The following is a 14,751-nucleotide window of genomic DNA, read 5'->3' on the forward strand; positions in this document are numbered from 1 at the left end:
AATAATTTGGACTTTAGGTATTATCATAGGATTAGTGATAATAGGCTGGGGAACTTATATCATGCGACAACAGCAGTCGTATAAGTCTGTCGTCCATAAAAAGAGTAAGGCTTTATTGACAATTTCTCTGGATGATATCCTTCTGAATCAATTCTTCGATAAATGGCAAACGGCACCGAAAGGAGGGCAGGACTTTGCTAAAAAATTGACTAAGCTAAAAGACAATGGAATAGATATCATGGCCAATGTATTCCTTTTTCTCTGGAAGACACGACAAAGAACTTTTATGCTTTTTTAATTTGAAAGATGAGAAGCAATTTCTGACATTCTTAAAAAAGGGGCTGGAAGTTGATTCCATTGAAAATAGTGTCGCTCCCGGAGTAAATTATGCTTATCAGGATACCAATAAAATTGCATTTGTTTGGAAGGGTAACACCCTGTTGGTGGGACTGGGTTTTAATCTCGATAAAAAGAAAGATGAAATGATCCGGTTGATCCAGTCGGATACAGAGCGGGTCTCTATTGAGAATTTCATCAATCACCCGAGCGAACTAACCCGTAAATCATTGCGTTATAACGATATTTCTTCCAAAAATTTTATTGAATTTGACCTGAAAGGTAGCCGTATTGAGATCGCAGGTGAACTCCAATCTGATACTTGGAATTTTCCACAGGAATATCTCATCCGGGAATTGGTAAACGAAAACTACATCAGCAAAGGCTGGATCAATTTTCCAAATGAACAGTTAAAGGCAGCCTTAAAAGACATGCTTGTTGATCTACCGGTTTCGGCAGATTCGATTATGGCCCATGCAAATGGGAATTATGTTGATATCGAAGTTTTAAAAAACCAGGTCGTACAGACAGATACCATTATTAATTATGCTGTGAATGACGATTTTGAAACAGTAGAAGAAAAAACTGCCTATGAAAGTAAAGTGCCAAATGTTAGGTTTGGAATTCGGGGAGATGAGAGCTTACCTAAGTTTCTTCCCAATAAGCTATTTTATCAATGGTTTCAGAAAAATGATGGTCAATTCAATATATTATCGACGGCCTCAACGATAGGCAAGATGCAGGCAAAATATATGAAAACCAATAGTCTTTCACATGTCGCAATTCATCTTGTGGATTGGCCGAATGCCTTAAAAGTCACTCCGATTTTAATGTTGAAGGCGATCGCTTCGGATATGGATTTCACCTTAAAAGTCGCGGGTACCAAACAACTTGTTTTCCAGGGGACTATTCGGGACTATTCGCATGAATAATGTGGTAGCACAGCACCAGGTTACCGCCGTTTCTTTGTAAATCCAAAAACATTCTTTACCAGAAATTGGTTTATTCTTATTGACAAAAATGATCAATATGGATATAAGAACTAAAAGTAAAAGTAAGATAAAGACCTACTGGCGAATTTTGAAAAGCTCAGTTGCTGGGTTTTTGAATGAAGATTCAATGAAATATAGTGCTTCTTTATCTTACTATACAGTTTTTTCGATTGGCCCAATACTGGTTTTAATAATTGCATTGGCAGGTATATTTTATGGCGAAGACGCCATCGAAGGGAAGGTTTTTATGGAACTGCGTGGCTTAGTGGGAAACAGTGCCGCCAAACAGATTCAGGAAGTTATTCAAAATCTTGAACTGTCGGGCAAATCCAATATGGCACTGCTAATTAGTAGTATAACCTTGATATTGGGAGCAACCAGTGTATTTGGAGATATCCAAAATTCAATCAATAAAATCTGGCATGTACGGGCCAAGCCCAAGAAAGGCTGGTTAAAACTGATTCAGGATCGCTTGTTGTCCTCTTCCTTAGTCATTGGTCTGGGATTTTTACTAGTTGTCACCTTGATTATCAACGGTGTCATCTTGGCCCTTACAGGACAGTTGCAGCGTTATTTTCCCGACATGACAGTTGTACTGCTTGACGGGATCAACTTTGCGCTATCATTTGGTATTATATTCTTACTCTTTAGTATTATTTTTAAAGTACTTCCCGACGTGAATATTCAGTGGCGGACAGTTCGAGCAGGAGCGCTATTTACAGCGGTTTTGTTTATCTTGGGTCGTTATCTGATCGGAATATATCTTGAACATTCAGCGACCCAGGACACCTATGGCGCTGCGGGTTCATTTGTCTTGATTCTGCTGTGGGTGTACTATACCGCTGCTATCTTATATTTTGGAGCGATTTACACAAGAGAATACGCAACGGTGATGGGGATTCCGATCGAACCAGCTCAATTTGCCGTACATGTGGAGACCCAGGAAATCGAACGTGCAGGAGGGGAGATTCCTCCAGCTCCGTTGACGCAGGAAGAGAAGCGGGTAGAGGCCGATCCGGTAGATGATCCCAAGACCTAGGATTCTTGTTATACATGCATCTGGGGTCAAATAGATTCCTGTCGCATGCTAAGCAATAGTTAGTGGTATTGGAATTTATACTATATTCGTATCGTGTAACTTATGGTTTGTAAAGCCCAGCTATTTGGCGTTGTATGTTTGACATTAATAGAAAAAATATGTGGCAATATTACCTAATGGTCGGCCTTGGATTGGTACTGCTTTTTTCGCTTTTCTTACTTTTAGAAATGTCCTTTTATTTTTGAAAAGGCGGAAAAAACGACAGCTACCGTTATTAGGCTCCGGATAATAGAATCCGATGGTGAGGTTTATTCTCCAATTTTCCGTTTCCGTACATGGGATGAAAATGAATATGAGTACGAACTAGCCGAGGCGAGTAACCCCGCAAGCTGGTCTGTTGGCGAAACAGAAACGATTATTTATGATCCGGCTGATCCCACTAAGGCACAACTATATACCTATTTTCGCGTTTTCGCCTGGCCACTTATCTTGTTATCTATCGCTTTACCTTTATTGGTTGTCGGCCTTGGATTTTTATTGCCGAATTGTATTTGAAATAACAATTATTTTAAAATAAATAGACTGCTTCCTATCCAGCCCCTATATCTTCTGTTTCTGTGGTATTATGTTCACGGTATAATTTTTCGCCGATTACACCTTTATCACCCAAAGCTCGTCCCTTAATAAGCCATGAACTGCCAAATAAAAAAAGTGCAATGGCCTCAAAGACAAGTGTTGCATGTCCAAAGAGTTTAAAGGGAATCAAAGCGATACAAAGGATTATACCATAGCCACAAAAACGGTAGATATTATTTTCATTCATGATACTAACCGGAATCTCTTTGTTGGGTTCCTGACCAATAGTAAATACATTGATGGAAAGGAATGCAAACGTTAGAAAAAGTACGGCTGCAAAACCGTAATGCAGTTCCTTTAAACCAATTGCAACCAGCGTGCATTGCATGCAGCTGCTACCGATTGGATCGGTGGGTATAAATGCAACTCCAATCGCCATAAATCCGGCAAGATTTGTGAGGGCGTTATCATTTTTCCAAATGACTTTATTCCCATTGCCTTTATAGCAGATTAGAAATAATCCAACTGCACATAAAGTGCCCGTAAAAATTTCTCTCAGATTTGAAAAATAGTAATGACTGATGGATGGTTGAATGTTGGTGCCAAAAAACTTAAATAGGGACAGCAAAACCAAAACAATGGGTAGAAAGATGCCCAAATAACCGATCGCCCGCCGTAATCTCCTATAAGCAAAAAGATTGTGGTTCTGAATGTTTTTGATATGCATAATTACAATAAAGATTAGGTTAAAAAGTTTCGTATAGCGTGACTCTTCCCGAATTGCTGAAGACAGGCTTATTACAACTGAACAGGTATTCAAAAAATTAAATCGTGCCTATTTTATCTACGGGCTATAGCTTTCTGACTTCGTCATACAGTCTATCCACATCTTTCTTTTGAAAGAGGGCGGTTCCCTCGGCCATGGTGGTTGCCGATCCGCAAGCTATTCCCATGCGAAGTAGTTCTTCGACTGTACCCTCCTGGCCAGAATCGATACCATGCCTGCAACCATACTGTCTCCAGCACCAACCGTACTACGTATTTTTACAAGTGGTGGAACCATCTGGATTTTTTCTGCTGCGGAATATAATACTGCTCCCTGAGCGCCCAGAGATACCACAACGAGGACAGCTTGGCCCTGCGCAATGATTTGCTGGGCAGCATGATCCAGATCTGTGCTTGCCAGTTCCTCTTTTCCGACAAGAGCAGCTAATTCACCCGCATTTGGTTTCAGCAAATATACCCCTTCTTCCAGTGCAACTTTAAGCGCATCTCCGGAAGTATCGACGATTACTTTGCTTCCTTTAGCTTTATATTTATTGACAAGTAATCCGATAAAGTCTGCGGGAACATCTTTTGGGAGACTGCCGCTGATGACAACAAAATCAGGGATTGGATTTAATTGGTCAACAGTCCCCAAAATGTTTTCCTTCTCTTCCGCTGTAAAGGCTTCTCCTGGAAATCCAAATCGGTATTGTTGATTGCTGGTCGTATCTACCACAATAAAGTTTTCCCTTGTTTCACTACTGATAGGGATTGCTGTAATATCGAGCTCTTCCTGTTTTAATAATACCTCCAACATATTGCCTGTTTTTCCTCCAGCAGTAAAAAGTGAGTTTGAAGATATACCAAGTCGTTTGAGTGCGCGGCTTACATTAATACCACCACCGCCGGCTTCATACTTTGGGGTATCACAGCGCAGCTTCTTTTCGGGAACAATGTTTTGAACACTTGTACTTTTGTCTACCGAAGGGTTTAATGTAATGGTTAATACAGATTTTTTCATCATATTGCTTTCATTAAACGTAGGATTTTCCCTATGCCGAATATATGTTAACATCTAAAAGATAGCTCCCAGTAATGTAGTGGAATGTCTTTCAAACAAATACAGTCCAATTCCTTTCGTTAATGCCATGACTTCCGAAATGGATTAAGGAAAGCAAGGTATGCACTATGAAGATAACCGTTATTTGTTAATTTACATTCAATTTTTTATAAAATTATTAGGTTGCTTGTAAGAAGTTTTTGTTTACCTTTTGGTATTTTATGATTGATAGATTCAACTTCTATCAAGTGGACAATAGTTAGGCTGGATTGATTCCCCAATAAGCTTCGTCAATCTAGATTGAATTAAAAAGATGACTATAATTTTGGATTTAAATTATACAACAACGAATAGATAGGAAAGTATAGTAATAATAATGAGTAAGACTTTTTACAATATACTTTCTCTGGAAACGAGTGTTAACAACTCAGGCGTATTGCATACCTTAAATTTCTGTAGCAGGTACTTACAATAGGTATCTATCGTTGAGTTGCTTAAAAGCAAGATGTCAGCAATTTCTGCTATTGTTTTCCCTTGAACCAGGTAGCGCAATAGCTCTCGTTCGCGCCTAGTTAGTGTAGGCAGCGGACTTTGATTGTCTACAGATCTATTTAACAAGCTTTCTGCTTCAGGACTCAAGACAATCTCTCCGCGCAACACTTTTTCAATAGCTTCCAAGATCTCGGTAGCTTCGGTGTTTTTGAGAATAAAACCCGATCCTCCTTGTTGCAAAAGTTCAATGATCATACTTCGCTCAAGTGCGCTGCTCATGCCCAATACACGAACCGAAGGGAACTTTTCTTTAACCTCCTTACAGACATCAATTCCACGTCCATCACTGAGAAACATGTCCACCAAAAGCAGATCCACTGGCTTGAGCCTGATGAAGTCGTTAAATAGGATAATACTCTGAAAACCGATGACTGTTGCATTGGCGATATTCCTCCTGATAATTTCTTGAATGCCATCCAATACCATTGGATGATCATCTAGTATAACTATAACCAATTCTCTATCATACATAAATCTCGATATTTACGGAGGTGCCATTTCCTGGCTCACTACCAATTGACAATTTTCCTTTGAGAAAATCAACGCGATTCTGGATATTTTTAAGACCTATACCAGTTGCGTTTGACATTGTTGCTAGGTCAAATCCCTTACCATTGTCATCTACGGTGATCAAGATAGTATCTTGTTCATGGATAAGTTGTACCAGAATATTTTCTGCCTTACCGTGCTTGATGGCATTGGTCAATAATTCCTGTACAATACGGTAGATATGAACAGTGTTATTCATGGAAAGATCAGCTGGCAAACCACTGTATTGAAATTCAATCTGTACCTCGGAGCTTATCAGATCTGTACATAGGTCATGTAGTGCTGTTTCTAGCCCATTTTTCAGTAAACTTTCGGGCATCATTCCCCGTGCGGTTCTTCTGAGCTCCCCAATGGCGGTGCTAAGTTGCTCATTTGCCCTTTGGACCATTAATTCTCTATCTGCAGTTGGATCTGAAAGTTTTAGTTTTATTCCACTCAATGTCCCACCGATACCATCGTGTAAATCACGCGCTATCCGCATACGTTCACGATCTTCGCCCTCCAGTAACGCCTGGGATATCTTAAGTTCTTGATCCCGATCAATTTCCTCCAAGCGTTTTTTATTATTCTTTTTATTTGTCCTCAATACATAGAAAAGAAACAACATGACCAATAGGAAAGTAAGGGCACCAATACCCAAAACCAAATTCAGTAAAACTTGATTTTTACTTTTTAATACCGCTTCCCGTTGCTCATTTTCCAATAGTGCAATACGTTTCTCTTTTTCGGCAGTTTGATAATTGATTTCCAGATCATGGATTTCAACCTCCATATTTTCAAATTTCGTGCTATCCGAAATAGCGGAGTATCGTTGCTGAAAGGCATAGGCCGTCTTATAATCACCGAGTTTGCTGGCCAGAAGGGCAATGTCCTTTGCGTGTCTTGCAGCAATCGAAGCTCGGTTATCTTCCTTTGCCATGTCAAATAATATATGCGAAGCTTTCAATGCCCCTGATGGTCCCCGGCCAATTTGGCAACCTCATATTGTGAATTGTAAAAATCGTAATAATTGGTGCGGCTCTCCAGATGCTGGAGTGACTTTTCTGCTTGTGCGAGTGCTTCTCTTGATTTTTTAAATCCTTTTTTTTGACGTAATACCAGGTCAAATAAGCATAATATCGACCTGAATATAATGAGGTAACGCCCAGCTCATCGAGGTAAGACTTTACTTGATCGAGGTAGGTTTTCATCCGCACAAGATCATTCTGTCCGTAGGTAATCAAAGCGCCTGTAAGGTAATTGCCAATTTTATGCTCGGCATCAAAATTATTTTTATTTAGAAACTCAATTCCTTTTTTAAGATAAAAGGTCGCTTTTTCAAAATCCTCCAATTCGTTAAATGTGACAGCGATATTTTCTAAAGTGACTTGGTAGAGTTTATTGTCTTTGATCTTTTCGAATCTTGGCAAATTTTCGATGAGAAGTTCGGCCGTCTTTTTGAGCTGTCCAGTGACTTGGTAGTTAGCAGCCAGGTTATTTTTGGCATAAGCAACAACCCGTATTTCTTCCGTTGATTTTGCATCTTTTAGGATTTGGATAACCTGATTATTGTAATATTTTGCGCTATCCATATGAATCAATATGGTATGCAGATAACCCATGATCTGGTTACCCTTTGCTTGATACAGTCGAACCTTAGTTTTTTGCGCAAGAGCGAGCGATGTGTATCCATATTTGAATGCTGTAATGCTGTCCCCGGATAAAATATTCCCGAGCAAGCTTATTGGAGAGCGATAGCTTGGCAGTATCTGATTTTGCTGCCGTAAATTCATTTCTTAAACTATCTATCGCATTGGTATCTTGGCCATATACCGGGGATAGCAGTAGTATTGTTAAGGTAAATTGGAAAAGCAGTTTCTTCATCTGAGGTATTTTAATTGTATGCTTTTCAATGATTTAAAAGACTGATTTTAACACGTTAACAAACGTATTAAGTATTTTCAATTATTACAATACAGATAAATCGTGAAATTTATCCTCCTATTTATAGGAGGGTAAAGTAAACACAGCATAAAGGTATTGCCAGTTTTGATATTGTATTGTTTATAAAATTTAATATTAAAATTTCAACTAAAATCTTTCTAAAAAATATCTACCTTTTTATGCCAGAAGTTATGCTTGGAATCTTCATTACTGTGTCTTGGAAGATCTACGATTTTTAACCATCTGCGAAGGGGTTCATCATACCATTTCAGACTTATATAGGCTAATAATATACTGACAATTAAGATGAGCAGCGCATAGGGCCAGGCCTGCGCGAGGGTCATCCCTTGATGATTACTGATCCAGGCGACGTAAAAATAAACAATTGGGTAGTGGACGAGATAGAGTGGATAGGAGATATCGCCAAGAAATTTGCAAATCCTGTACTCTCTTTGTGTCTGTGTTGTTCCGCTGGTTTCCAAGTAAACAATAAGGGGAAAATAATGATTATACAGATTGATTCGTAGACTCCATTCATCCAAAGATTTTCTGCACCACCAATGCGAGGCATATACAATACAATAGCGAGCAAGAGGCTACAGTACAAAAAGGAATACTTTATTCGAGTGGCTTTGGTTACCCTTGAAAGTAATAAACCGGCAAAGAATGGATACATGGTCCGGGTAAAGCCGATGCGTAGTTGTTCCATATTGAGTGTCCAACCACCACTGACATCCCCATTGGGGCTTGTAATGGCAAGATGGGCGAGGGCGACGGCCGAGATCAGCACCAAAATAGCGAGGGCGGTTTTTGACAGCTTTCGAATGCCGATCGCATAGAGGATATTGGCAATATATTCAAAGAATAGCGACCAACCCACACTATTAAGAGGGTGCATTTCTTGCCAACCGCGAATATCCAAAGAGAGGGGATGGGTAATATGGTATAACCAATAACCATCACCAGCAACATTTTCCAAAGAGGAACTGTATGAATAAGTGGCCAGATAGTTGAATCTGTAAAATAGAATCCAACAGCACCAAGGGTCATCCCTAATATAACCATGGGCTGAAGTCGCTCGATTCGGCGTTTTAAAAGGTACCGACACTCATCTTCTGCCAACGGTCATCATAGGCATAGCCAATGACAAAACCTGACAAGAGAAAGAAAAAGTCAACAGCGAGATAACCATGGTTGACTAGGATATCCAGGTGTCCGGTGCCTAAAGGTTCAGTGAGGTGGAAAGTGACAACGATGATGGCCGCGACACCACGCAATCCATCCAGGATAGGGTAATGGGATTTTGTAGAAAGACTACTTTGGTTCATTGCTTGTTGGATATGGAATTTAAGTTCGATTATCGTTGATAATTTGCTATTTCATCAAGTTGATGAAATTAAAAAAATAACGTACCAGAACTCCTCCAAATCATATCAAATTCCCGCTGATTAGTCTCATTTTCTGGTTTGATCATGCCCCTTGTTTCATAAAGAGTTATTTTAAATCAGAAATGCCAAATAGATAATAACCTACTATTTATTTTTTCTGAGACTTTCAAACCGATCTTTAAAACGTTTCTCTATAATCACCGCATCTCTTTTATATTTTTCAAGATCCCATTCAATGTCGAATTCATTCAAGTATTCTTTTAACGATTCTAATCCCATTTCTTGTCTTAATTTATCGACCTGATCCGGATTTTCCAGAGGAACAACATAACCACCATACTCCTTATCAGAAATAATTGTTTGAGTTCCGTAACGCTGCTTTTTTCCCTGATTCATTAAAATTCTATCAGTTAAAAAGCATATTGCCAAGGTTCTGCGGCTTTATTTTTACAGCTTCAGACAGAATTGGTAGGTATTTCGTCTGAACAACAGAGTCATCAATATGCTGAATAGCTAAAAAGAGCGTTTCGTTAGCCTCTTTTCCAATTTGATGCTTACCTAACCAACCATGATCATCAATGATCTTTTTACAGACTCGGCGCTTTCAAGGTCAATTTTTTTCATTTGTCTATTTAGCAAAACAGTCAAAGCAGTATCTTGAGGTTGATTTTTTTGATGATACAAAAGGATTAATCGGATACCCTGATCGCTGTACTGTATTTTTTTCAATAGCATACGGATTGTATTATCATATTGATTAAGCCTGTTTTCTAAACCTGTTTTGAAGGTCTTCCAGTCATTGCGGTTGTGCAATGTTTTAAAATTCTCATCGGTTAATATCTCCTCCAAAAAATAATCGTCATGCATCAGACTATCTAGGTTTTGATAAACTTCATTATATTTTTTTCTCCCAATAGCTTAATGGAATTTTGATAGTTGGCTAAATTTTCCTTTAAGTAGGTTGGAAAAATGTTCATGAGAACATTCTCAAATTTGTCCCTCTCTTGTTGTTTCAAATGAGATAATGTTTCCGTAATAAGCTCATTACTATTTTGGGCACAAACAGTACCACAGCAGATAACGAGGAAAAAGTATGTAAAGACAGCACAAATAAGCTTAGTCATTAATTTTGGCTTTAAAATGTTTAATAAGTTTGGAATAATCTTTAATAATAGCCCAAAAATATCATAAATAACAGAATAAGTATTTAAATAGTGAGATAAAATATCAAAGTTTGATCTTATAATTTAGTTTGTATGGTTAATCAAATGGGAAAGAGCATAAGAAAGGCACGCCTTCTGCTGGTATGATTTATAGCAGGTTGGCATATTTTTTGGCTAAACTTAGTTGGAGTTATAAACTTGAAATAGATAGTAGCTGAGTATTGTTTATTTAGTAACAAAATTTAAAATAATCTGATTATGAAACCTGTCGTTTTTATCGTAATCATCATACAGCTCATTTTTATTGCGCGTAGCCTGGCGCAGACAAAAACATATAGGACATATTATGAACATGGAAACATTCAATCGATTACACATCAGGGCATATTTATGGGCTGTGGTGTTCCGGTTGGGACAGATAGTTTATTCAATAGGAAAGGCAAGCTCATCGAAACCTCAACATATGTCCATATCAAAGACGAAAAAGAGACAGGCTGTCATGCGATAACAAGTTATATCGAAAAGACCTTTTATAAGTCAGGAAATATTAAACCTGTGTCTCAATACTATAAAGTTGGCTATGAATCTGAACCTGTAATTTGCGATGCAAAAGCCTACCACGCTGTAAGAGAAAAAACAGCGCCTGATAACACCGAGTGACCTTAATGTACAGCTATAGAGAGTCTCCGGAGAAAGTTGGTTGGCGACTTGACAAATCTAATTATGTGCATGTACTGTAATAAAAGTTTAAATTTTGAAAAATGTATAAATTAGTTATTTTATCCTTGTTTTTGATCGGCTGTACCGAAACAAAGAACAAGACTACAAATTCGCCTGGAGTTATGAAAGATGTGGTAATAAAATCTATTGAAGTCATCAATACAGGGGGCAACTGGGCTCTCACTCGCGTATGTTAATAGATAAGGACTCCACACATTATAGGCTAACTGTTGCGGCTAATCCAGCAGATAATTCAGAATATCATAAGAAAACAGTGCCCAAAGATTGGAAAGACCTGACAGCTCAAATCAATTTAGCAGAATTTCGGTCTTAGAGGAAGGTAAAAGTGTTCAGCCCGTGGATGGCGTTGATACCCAGATTATTATTATAAGTGATGTCGATACCATCTCAAAAATGAATGCTTATAATAATAAGATATGGAAGAGCATTGTTGAACATGTATATGATGACCGGAAATAAGGTTAATGTACTAAAACAGTATTCGTATCTATTTTTAACCTGGATAGCGAGATTACGCTAACGATCAATCATTAAATAAACAATACGAGCACAATACTTACTATAACATAGGCGCAACAAATCAGGTATGGATAAGCCTTAATATAAAAGTCCTTTCTGTTCGGTTTTTTCGAGAACTTGGCAAAAAAATCTTCAATATCAGATTTTATGTTCATATCAGGAGACAAAAAATATTTTGTGCCAGCTTGTGTTGTAATTCTTAACATAAACGCTTTTCTCGAATTATAGTTGTAAATATTATAGGTTGTGCTATTAGGCAGGGGAACTTCATTTTCCTTTTCATCTTTCAAATAAAATTGATCTTCAGATTTTATGAATGAAATTTTTGCATGGTACTTTTCATTACAACGATTAAAAAACCAAAAACTAAACTCAGGAATGCGATAATTAATTGGGTTTGATTTACTGTATATTTAACATCCATAGCTTTAATGAATACGATTGAAATCGGGAATAAAATGAACATGGTAATTAGCGATGCCCCAAAAGTATATTTACTATGGAAGGCAGATAAGGTTATTTCACTTTTCTTCATGTGCGAAATGGTTTAAGCCCCTAAATTATAGAAAAAATATATGCTTAGGTATAAAATAATCGGTTTTTATGACATCTACAATTATTGTGGTATTGCCCTGATAAAATTGCTGTAATGGAGGGAAGCAGTAAAAGCTGATCAAAAGATTAGCTTTTACTGTTTAGAATTTGAGTTATTTAAAAATTAGCAAGCCCATTTGCTCCCAATGCCATGTAAAGGTTGATCCTTTCAATGCGCTGTTGGAGGTGGAGATCGATAGTGTTCATTTCTCTTTTTACCAGGTCTCTTTGTTTTTGGAGTAGCGTGAAACTATTGCTGCTGCCGACATTGATCTGTTTTTTTGTTAAATCTATATTTTTCTCCAACGAAGAAATTGCCCGTTGCTGGAAAACCTCTTGCTTGTCGATTGAACCTAAATTTGCTAAGGCAGATTCCACCTCGTTTAAAGCTAATAGCACTGATTTTGCATACTGCTCAACAGCTTGTTTTTGTTGTGAGGTTTTTACTTCTACATTCTTTTTTAGTTTCCCACCGTTAAAAATAGGGGTTGTTAGACCACCACCAACTTTTATCAATGGATTGGAAAACAGATTGCTGATCCCTTCAACATTTGTTTCCGCAGCTCCAAAAGCAGCACTGATATTAATAGCAGGTAGTCGTGCGGCTTTTGCTTCCTGAATTTCATAGAAACTGGATTCTATTTGAAATTGTTGTGCCATAATATCGGCTCTCTTTTCCAAAACATTAAGCGGAAAATTTGTCGGGATATCCTGTTGTAAGGCCGAAAATTTCGCACTTACTTTTATCAAACCTTCCGGGTATTTTCCACAGAGCATTTCTAAACTTCTTCTTGATTGCGAATTCGCATTTTTGATTTTCTCAAGGTAAGAGCTCAGGAGAATAGACTCGCTCTCTATATTGGACAAATCGAGTGCGTTTGCCGTTCCAACTTTATTCTGAACAGTTAAAATCCTTTTTAAGTCTTCGGTTTTCCTAATATACTCGCTGATTTTTTGCTCTTGGTACTGGCCCGCAATATTCAGGTAATATGCCTTAGCAATCATCCCAGCAACGGACTGCTCCAGCATTTTTGCTGGAACGTTGCCGAAAAGTATTGGCTAACACTCGCCATTTCCGCAGATTTATTTTTTCCCCAGAGATCAAGTTCCCAGTTGGCTTTTAATTGCAACTTTCCGATGTGGCTTCCACTGACAAGATTGTTCCCTGTATTTGCTAATGCATTAACACTTGGATAAAGGCTACTTCCGGCGATATCCATTGCTAATTCAACTTGATTCAGTTTTTCTTTGGAGATGATGATATCCGCATTGTGGGCAAGCCCTTCTTTGATTAATGCTTCCAGTTCCGGCGTGAGTAGCTCGTTCATCCAAGCATAGGAAAAAGCCGGTTGGTTCTGTCCTTGTTCCTGAATCCATTTATCAGATATTTCAACATTGGCCTTTATCGCGCTTGTGTTTTTAATTCTTCAATCTTCTCAGGCGTTGCATTTTTGTAACCGATACAAGAAGTCAAGTTGAATAGGAGGAGAGCCCCCATACTTATTTTCTTTATCATGTTAATGCAGTTTTGGAATTAAGTAATTGATTTTGCTGCTCACACGCACCATTACTTTACGGATAAGATGCAATGGTTTGATATGGTCGGAATAAATGACAGCCGTTCCTCTAGCACCAACAGTTAGCGGTTGCTCGTTTTCATCAATACAAATTTTGCGATGAGCTTTCCATCCGTTTCAGGCACTTGTCGCGCTGTTTCAGGAATTCCTGAAGTTGTGGCATTACCACCAAGCATCCCACCGGCATTGTTCATAATGCCCTGACTGGTTGCATCAACTACATATTCCAATTTGGCTTTGACCACTTTCCTGGAGCTGTTTTTAAAGCAAGCTCTACTTCATTACCATTTTTTACCGTTTCCAACTCATTTTGGGAGAAGAAGGCGATAATAGATTGTTGTTTTTGAATCAGCACGAAAGCAGATTTAAAAGGTGCCATCATAGCCCCTTCATTCAGCTGTACATTCGGAATCAGACCATCGGTAGGTGCTAAAACTACTGTTTGGGAAAGATTCCATTTTGCCTGATCCAATTTAGCCCTTAGTTCTGCAATAGACGCATTTTCACCGTTATGAGTCGAATGATATTTGGCTTCCAACGACGCTTTTGTGCCTGAGCAGCACTAATTCGCGATTGCAGATCCTGCGATGTTGCGATAGCTTGTTCCAGGTCAAATCTGTTGGCAGCACCAGCAGCTACAAGTTCCTGATATTGCTTTATTCTTTTATTGCTCAAATCAAGCTGAGATTGTAAACTCAGTATATTTTTGCGGGAAGCATCGATATCCGAAGTGTAGGAGGAAACGGTAGATTTCATATTGCTAAGCTGAGCCTCCAACGATTTTATCTCTTGTTCGTAGGGTACCGGATCTATCGTAAATAGTGTATCTCCTTTTTTACCTCCTGATTTGTTTTTACATATACTTTTTGACCTTCCCTAGGGTTTGAGTTGTAATATCCACACTGCGGTTACCCACTTTTACGTCCGATGTAATGGGGCAAAAATAGTTGAGACTCAATATCAGTGCAATAGACCCA

At 38.4% G+C, this 14,751-nt stretch carries 22 protein-coding genes; 6 read left to right on the forward strand and 16 right to left on the reverse strand.

The features are described 5' to 3' along the window. Positions 1-34 precede the first annotated feature (34 nt). From KUH03_RS38725 to KUH03_RS49825, 4 genes are all read left to right on the forward strand, one after another. Positions 35-298 carry a hypothetical protein gene (locus KUH03_RS38725; protein ID WP_257089967.1) on the forward strand — a complete coding sequence of 88 codons (264 nt, stop codon included), beginning with the start codon at positions 35-37 and terminating at the stop codon, positions 296-298. Between the two features lies 1 nt (position 299). Beyond that, positions 300-1,268, forward strand: coding sequence for a hypothetical protein (locus KUH03_RS38730; RefSeq protein ID WP_257089968.1), 969 nt, complete (start codon positions 300-302; stop codon positions 1,266-1,268). 97 nt (positions 1,269-1,365) lie between these two features. Next, a complete protein-coding gene (locus KUH03_RS38735) occupies positions 1,366-2,367 on the forward strand; it encodes a YihY/virulence factor BrkB family protein (RefSeq protein ID WP_257089969.1) in 1,002 nt (333 codons plus the stop codon). A 237-nt stretch (positions 2,368-2,604) separates the two neighbouring features. Beyond that, positions 2,605-2,922, forward strand: coding sequence for a DUF3592 domain-containing protein (locus KUH03_RS49825; RefSeq protein ID WP_373564890.1), 318 nt, complete (start codon positions 2,605-2,607; stop codon positions 2,920-2,922). Between the two features lie 34 nt (positions 2,923-2,956). Here KUH03_RS49825 and KUH03_RS38740 read toward each other — a convergent pair whose 3' ends face one another. The 11 genes from KUH03_RS38740 to KUH03_RS38780 all read right to left on the reverse strand — a co-directional run bounded on the left by KUH03_RS38740 (position 2,957) and on the right by KUH03_RS38780 (position 10,047). Then, entirely contained in the window at positions 2,957-3,670 is a 714-nt protein-coding gene (locus KUH03_RS38740) for a hypothetical protein (protein WP_257089970.1), read from the reverse strand. Positions 3,671-3,886: 216 nt separating this feature from the next. Continuing rightward, the gene (locus KUH03_RS38745; protein WP_257089971.1) at positions 3,887-4,732 is read right to left on the reverse strand and encodes a 1-phosphofructokinase family hexose kinase; all 846 of its coding nucleotides are present in this window, start codon (positions 4,730-4,732) and stop codon (positions 3,887-3,889) included. Between the two features lie 426 nt (positions 4,733-5,158). Beyond that, entirely contained in the window at positions 5,159-5,791 is a 633-nt protein-coding gene (locus KUH03_RS38750) for a response regulator transcription factor (RefSeq protein ID WP_257089972.1), read from the reverse strand. Next, positions 5,784-6,815 carry a sensor histidine kinase gene (locus KUH03_RS38755; protein ID WP_257089973.1) on the reverse strand — a complete coding sequence of 344 codons (1,032 nt, stop codon included), beginning with the start codon at positions 6,813-6,815 and terminating at the stop codon, positions 5,784-5,786. Before KUH03_RS38755 ends, KUH03_RS38750 begins: the two co-directional genes overlap by 8 nt. Further along, positions 6,790-7,470 (reverse strand): tetratricopeptide repeat protein, encoded by a 681-nt coding sequence (locus KUH03_RS38760; protein WP_257089974.1) that lies wholly within the window; start codon positions 7,468-7,470, stop codon positions 6,790-6,792. Before KUH03_RS38760 ends, KUH03_RS38755 begins: the two co-directional genes overlap by 26 nt. Before the next feature lie 34 nt (positions 7,471-7,504). Beyond that, the gene (locus KUH03_RS38765) at positions 7,505-7,732 is read right to left on the reverse strand and encodes a hypothetical protein (RefSeq protein WP_257089975.1); all 228 of its coding nucleotides are present in this window, start codon (positions 7,730-7,732) and stop codon (positions 7,505-7,507) included. A 218-nt stretch (positions 7,733-7,950) separates the two neighbouring features. Further along, on the reverse strand, positions 7,951-8,232 hold the full coding sequence (locus KUH03_RS47425) for a hypothetical protein (RefSeq protein WP_373564891.1): 282 nt from the start codon (positions 8,230-8,232) through the stop codon (positions 7,951-7,953). After that, on the reverse strand, positions 8,133-8,771 hold the full coding sequence (locus KUH03_RS49830; RefSeq protein WP_373564942.1) for an acyltransferase family protein: 639 nt from the start codon (positions 8,769-8,771) through the stop codon (positions 8,133-8,135). The genes KUH03_RS47425 and KUH03_RS49830 overlap by 100 nt, the downstream gene beginning before the upstream one ends. Positions 8,772-8,883: 112 nt before the next feature. Continuing rightward, entirely contained in the window at positions 8,884-9,120 is a 237-nt protein-coding gene (locus KUH03_RS47435) for an acyltransferase (protein ID WP_306429314.1), read from the reverse strand. A gap of 204 nt (positions 9,121-9,324) precedes the next feature. Beyond that, positions 9,325-9,609 (reverse strand): DUF6624 domain-containing protein, encoded by a 285-nt coding sequence (locus tag KUH03_RS38775; RefSeq protein WP_306429315.1) that lies wholly within the window; start codon positions 9,607-9,609, stop codon positions 9,325-9,327. Positions 9,610-9,738: 129 nt separating this feature from the next. After that, positions 9,739-10,047: a hypothetical protein gene (locus KUH03_RS38780; protein ID WP_257089977.1), complete on the reverse strand. Its 309-nt coding sequence runs from the start codon at positions 10,045-10,047 to the stop codon at positions 9,739-9,741. Between the two features lie 554 nt (positions 10,048-10,601). Between KUH03_RS38780 and KUH03_RS38785 the strand changes: the two genes are divergently transcribed. Both KUH03_RS38785 and KUH03_RS38790 read left to right on the forward strand, forming a co-directional pair. Further along, positions 10,602-11,003, forward strand: coding sequence for a hypothetical protein (locus tag KUH03_RS38785; RefSeq protein ID WP_257089978.1), 402 nt, complete (start codon positions 10,602-10,604; stop codon positions 11,001-11,003). A 345-nt stretch (positions 11,004-11,348) separates the two neighbouring features. Next, complete coding sequence (locus tag KUH03_RS38790) at positions 11,349-11,543, forward strand: hypothetical protein (RefSeq protein ID WP_257089979.1); 195 nt, start codon at positions 11,349-11,351, stop codon at positions 11,541-11,543. A 771-nt stretch (positions 11,544-12,314) separates the two neighbouring features. Here KUH03_RS38790 and KUH03_RS38795 read toward each other — a convergent pair. From KUH03_RS38795 to KUH03_RS38815, 5 genes are all read right to left on the reverse strand, one after another. Beyond that, positions 12,315-13,202: a TolC family protein gene (locus KUH03_RS38795; protein WP_257089980.1), complete on the reverse strand. Its 888-nt coding sequence runs from the start codon at positions 13,200-13,202 to the stop codon at positions 12,315-12,317. Continuing rightward, positions 13,199-13,525: a TolC family protein gene (locus tag KUH03_RS38800; protein WP_257089981.1), complete on the reverse strand. Its 327-nt coding sequence runs from the start codon at positions 13,523-13,525 to the stop codon at positions 13,199-13,201. Before KUH03_RS38800 ends, KUH03_RS38795 begins: the two co-directional genes overlap by 4 nt. A gap of 311 nt (positions 13,526-13,836) precedes the next feature. Next, on the reverse strand, positions 13,837-14,004 hold the full coding sequence (locus tag KUH03_RS38805; protein ID WP_257089982.1) for a hypothetical protein: 168 nt from the start codon (positions 14,002-14,004) through the stop codon (positions 13,837-13,839). Continuing rightward, positions 13,992-14,246 carry a hypothetical protein gene (locus KUH03_RS38810; protein WP_257089983.1) on the reverse strand — a complete coding sequence of 85 codons (255 nt, stop codon included), beginning with the start codon at positions 14,244-14,246 and terminating at the stop codon, positions 13,992-13,994. Before KUH03_RS38810 ends, KUH03_RS38805 begins: the two co-directional genes overlap by 13 nt. A gap of 8 nt (positions 14,247-14,254) precedes the next feature. Next, entirely contained in the window at positions 14,255-14,635 is a 381-nt protein-coding gene (locus KUH03_RS38815) for a TolC family protein (RefSeq protein ID WP_306429876.1), read from the reverse strand. Positions 14,636-14,751: the final 116 nt, after the last annotated feature.

The sequence above is a fragment of the Sphingobacterium sp. E70 genome (assembly GCF_019285695.1).
GTDB classification, from domain to species: domain Bacteria; phylum Bacteroidota; class Bacteroidia; order Sphingobacteriales; family Sphingobacteriaceae; genus Sphingobacterium; species Sphingobacterium detergens.

Coding starts and splice junctions, on each gene's coding strand:
- KUH03_RS38735 (WP_257089969.1), top strand. CDS start 1,366: ATGGATATAAGAACTAAAAGTAAAAGTAAGATAAAGACCTACTGGCGA.
- KUH03_RS38740 (WP_257089970.1), bottom strand. CDS start 3,670: ATGCATATCAAAAACATTCAGAACCACAATCTTTTTGCTTATAGGAGA.
- KUH03_RS38745 (WP_257089971.1), bottom strand. CDS start 4,732: ATGATGAAAAAATCTGTATTAACCATTACATTAAACCCTTCGGTAGAC.
- KUH03_RS38750 (WP_257089972.1), bottom strand. CDS start 5,791: ATGTATGATAGAGAATTGGTTATAGTTATACTAGATGATCATCCAATG.
- KUH03_RS38760 (WP_257089974.1), bottom strand. CDS start 7,470: ATGGGTTATCTGCATACCATATTGATTCATATGGATAGCGCAAAATAT.
- KUH03_RS38765 (WP_257089975.1), bottom strand. CDS start 7,732: ATGAAGAAACTGCTTTTCCAATTTACCTTAACAATACTACTGCTATCC.
- KUH03_RS47435 (WP_306429314.1), bottom strand. CDS start 9,120: ATGAACCAAAGTAGTCTTTCTACAAAATCCCATTACCCTATCCTGGAT.
- KUH03_RS38780 (WP_257089977.1), bottom strand. CDS start 10,047: ATGCATGACGATTATTTTTTGGAGGAGATATTAACCGATGAGAATTTT.
- KUH03_RS38785 (WP_257089978.1), top strand. CDS start 10,602: ATGAAACCTGTCGTTTTTATCGTAATCATCATACAGCTCATTTTTATT.
- KUH03_RS38795 (WP_257089980.1), bottom strand. CDS start 13,202: ATGATTGCTAAGGCATATTACCTGAATATTGCGGGCCAGTACCAAGAG.
- KUH03_RS38800 (WP_257089981.1), bottom strand. CDS start 13,525: ATGAACGAGCTACTCACGCCGGAACTGGAAGCATTAATCAAAGAAGGG.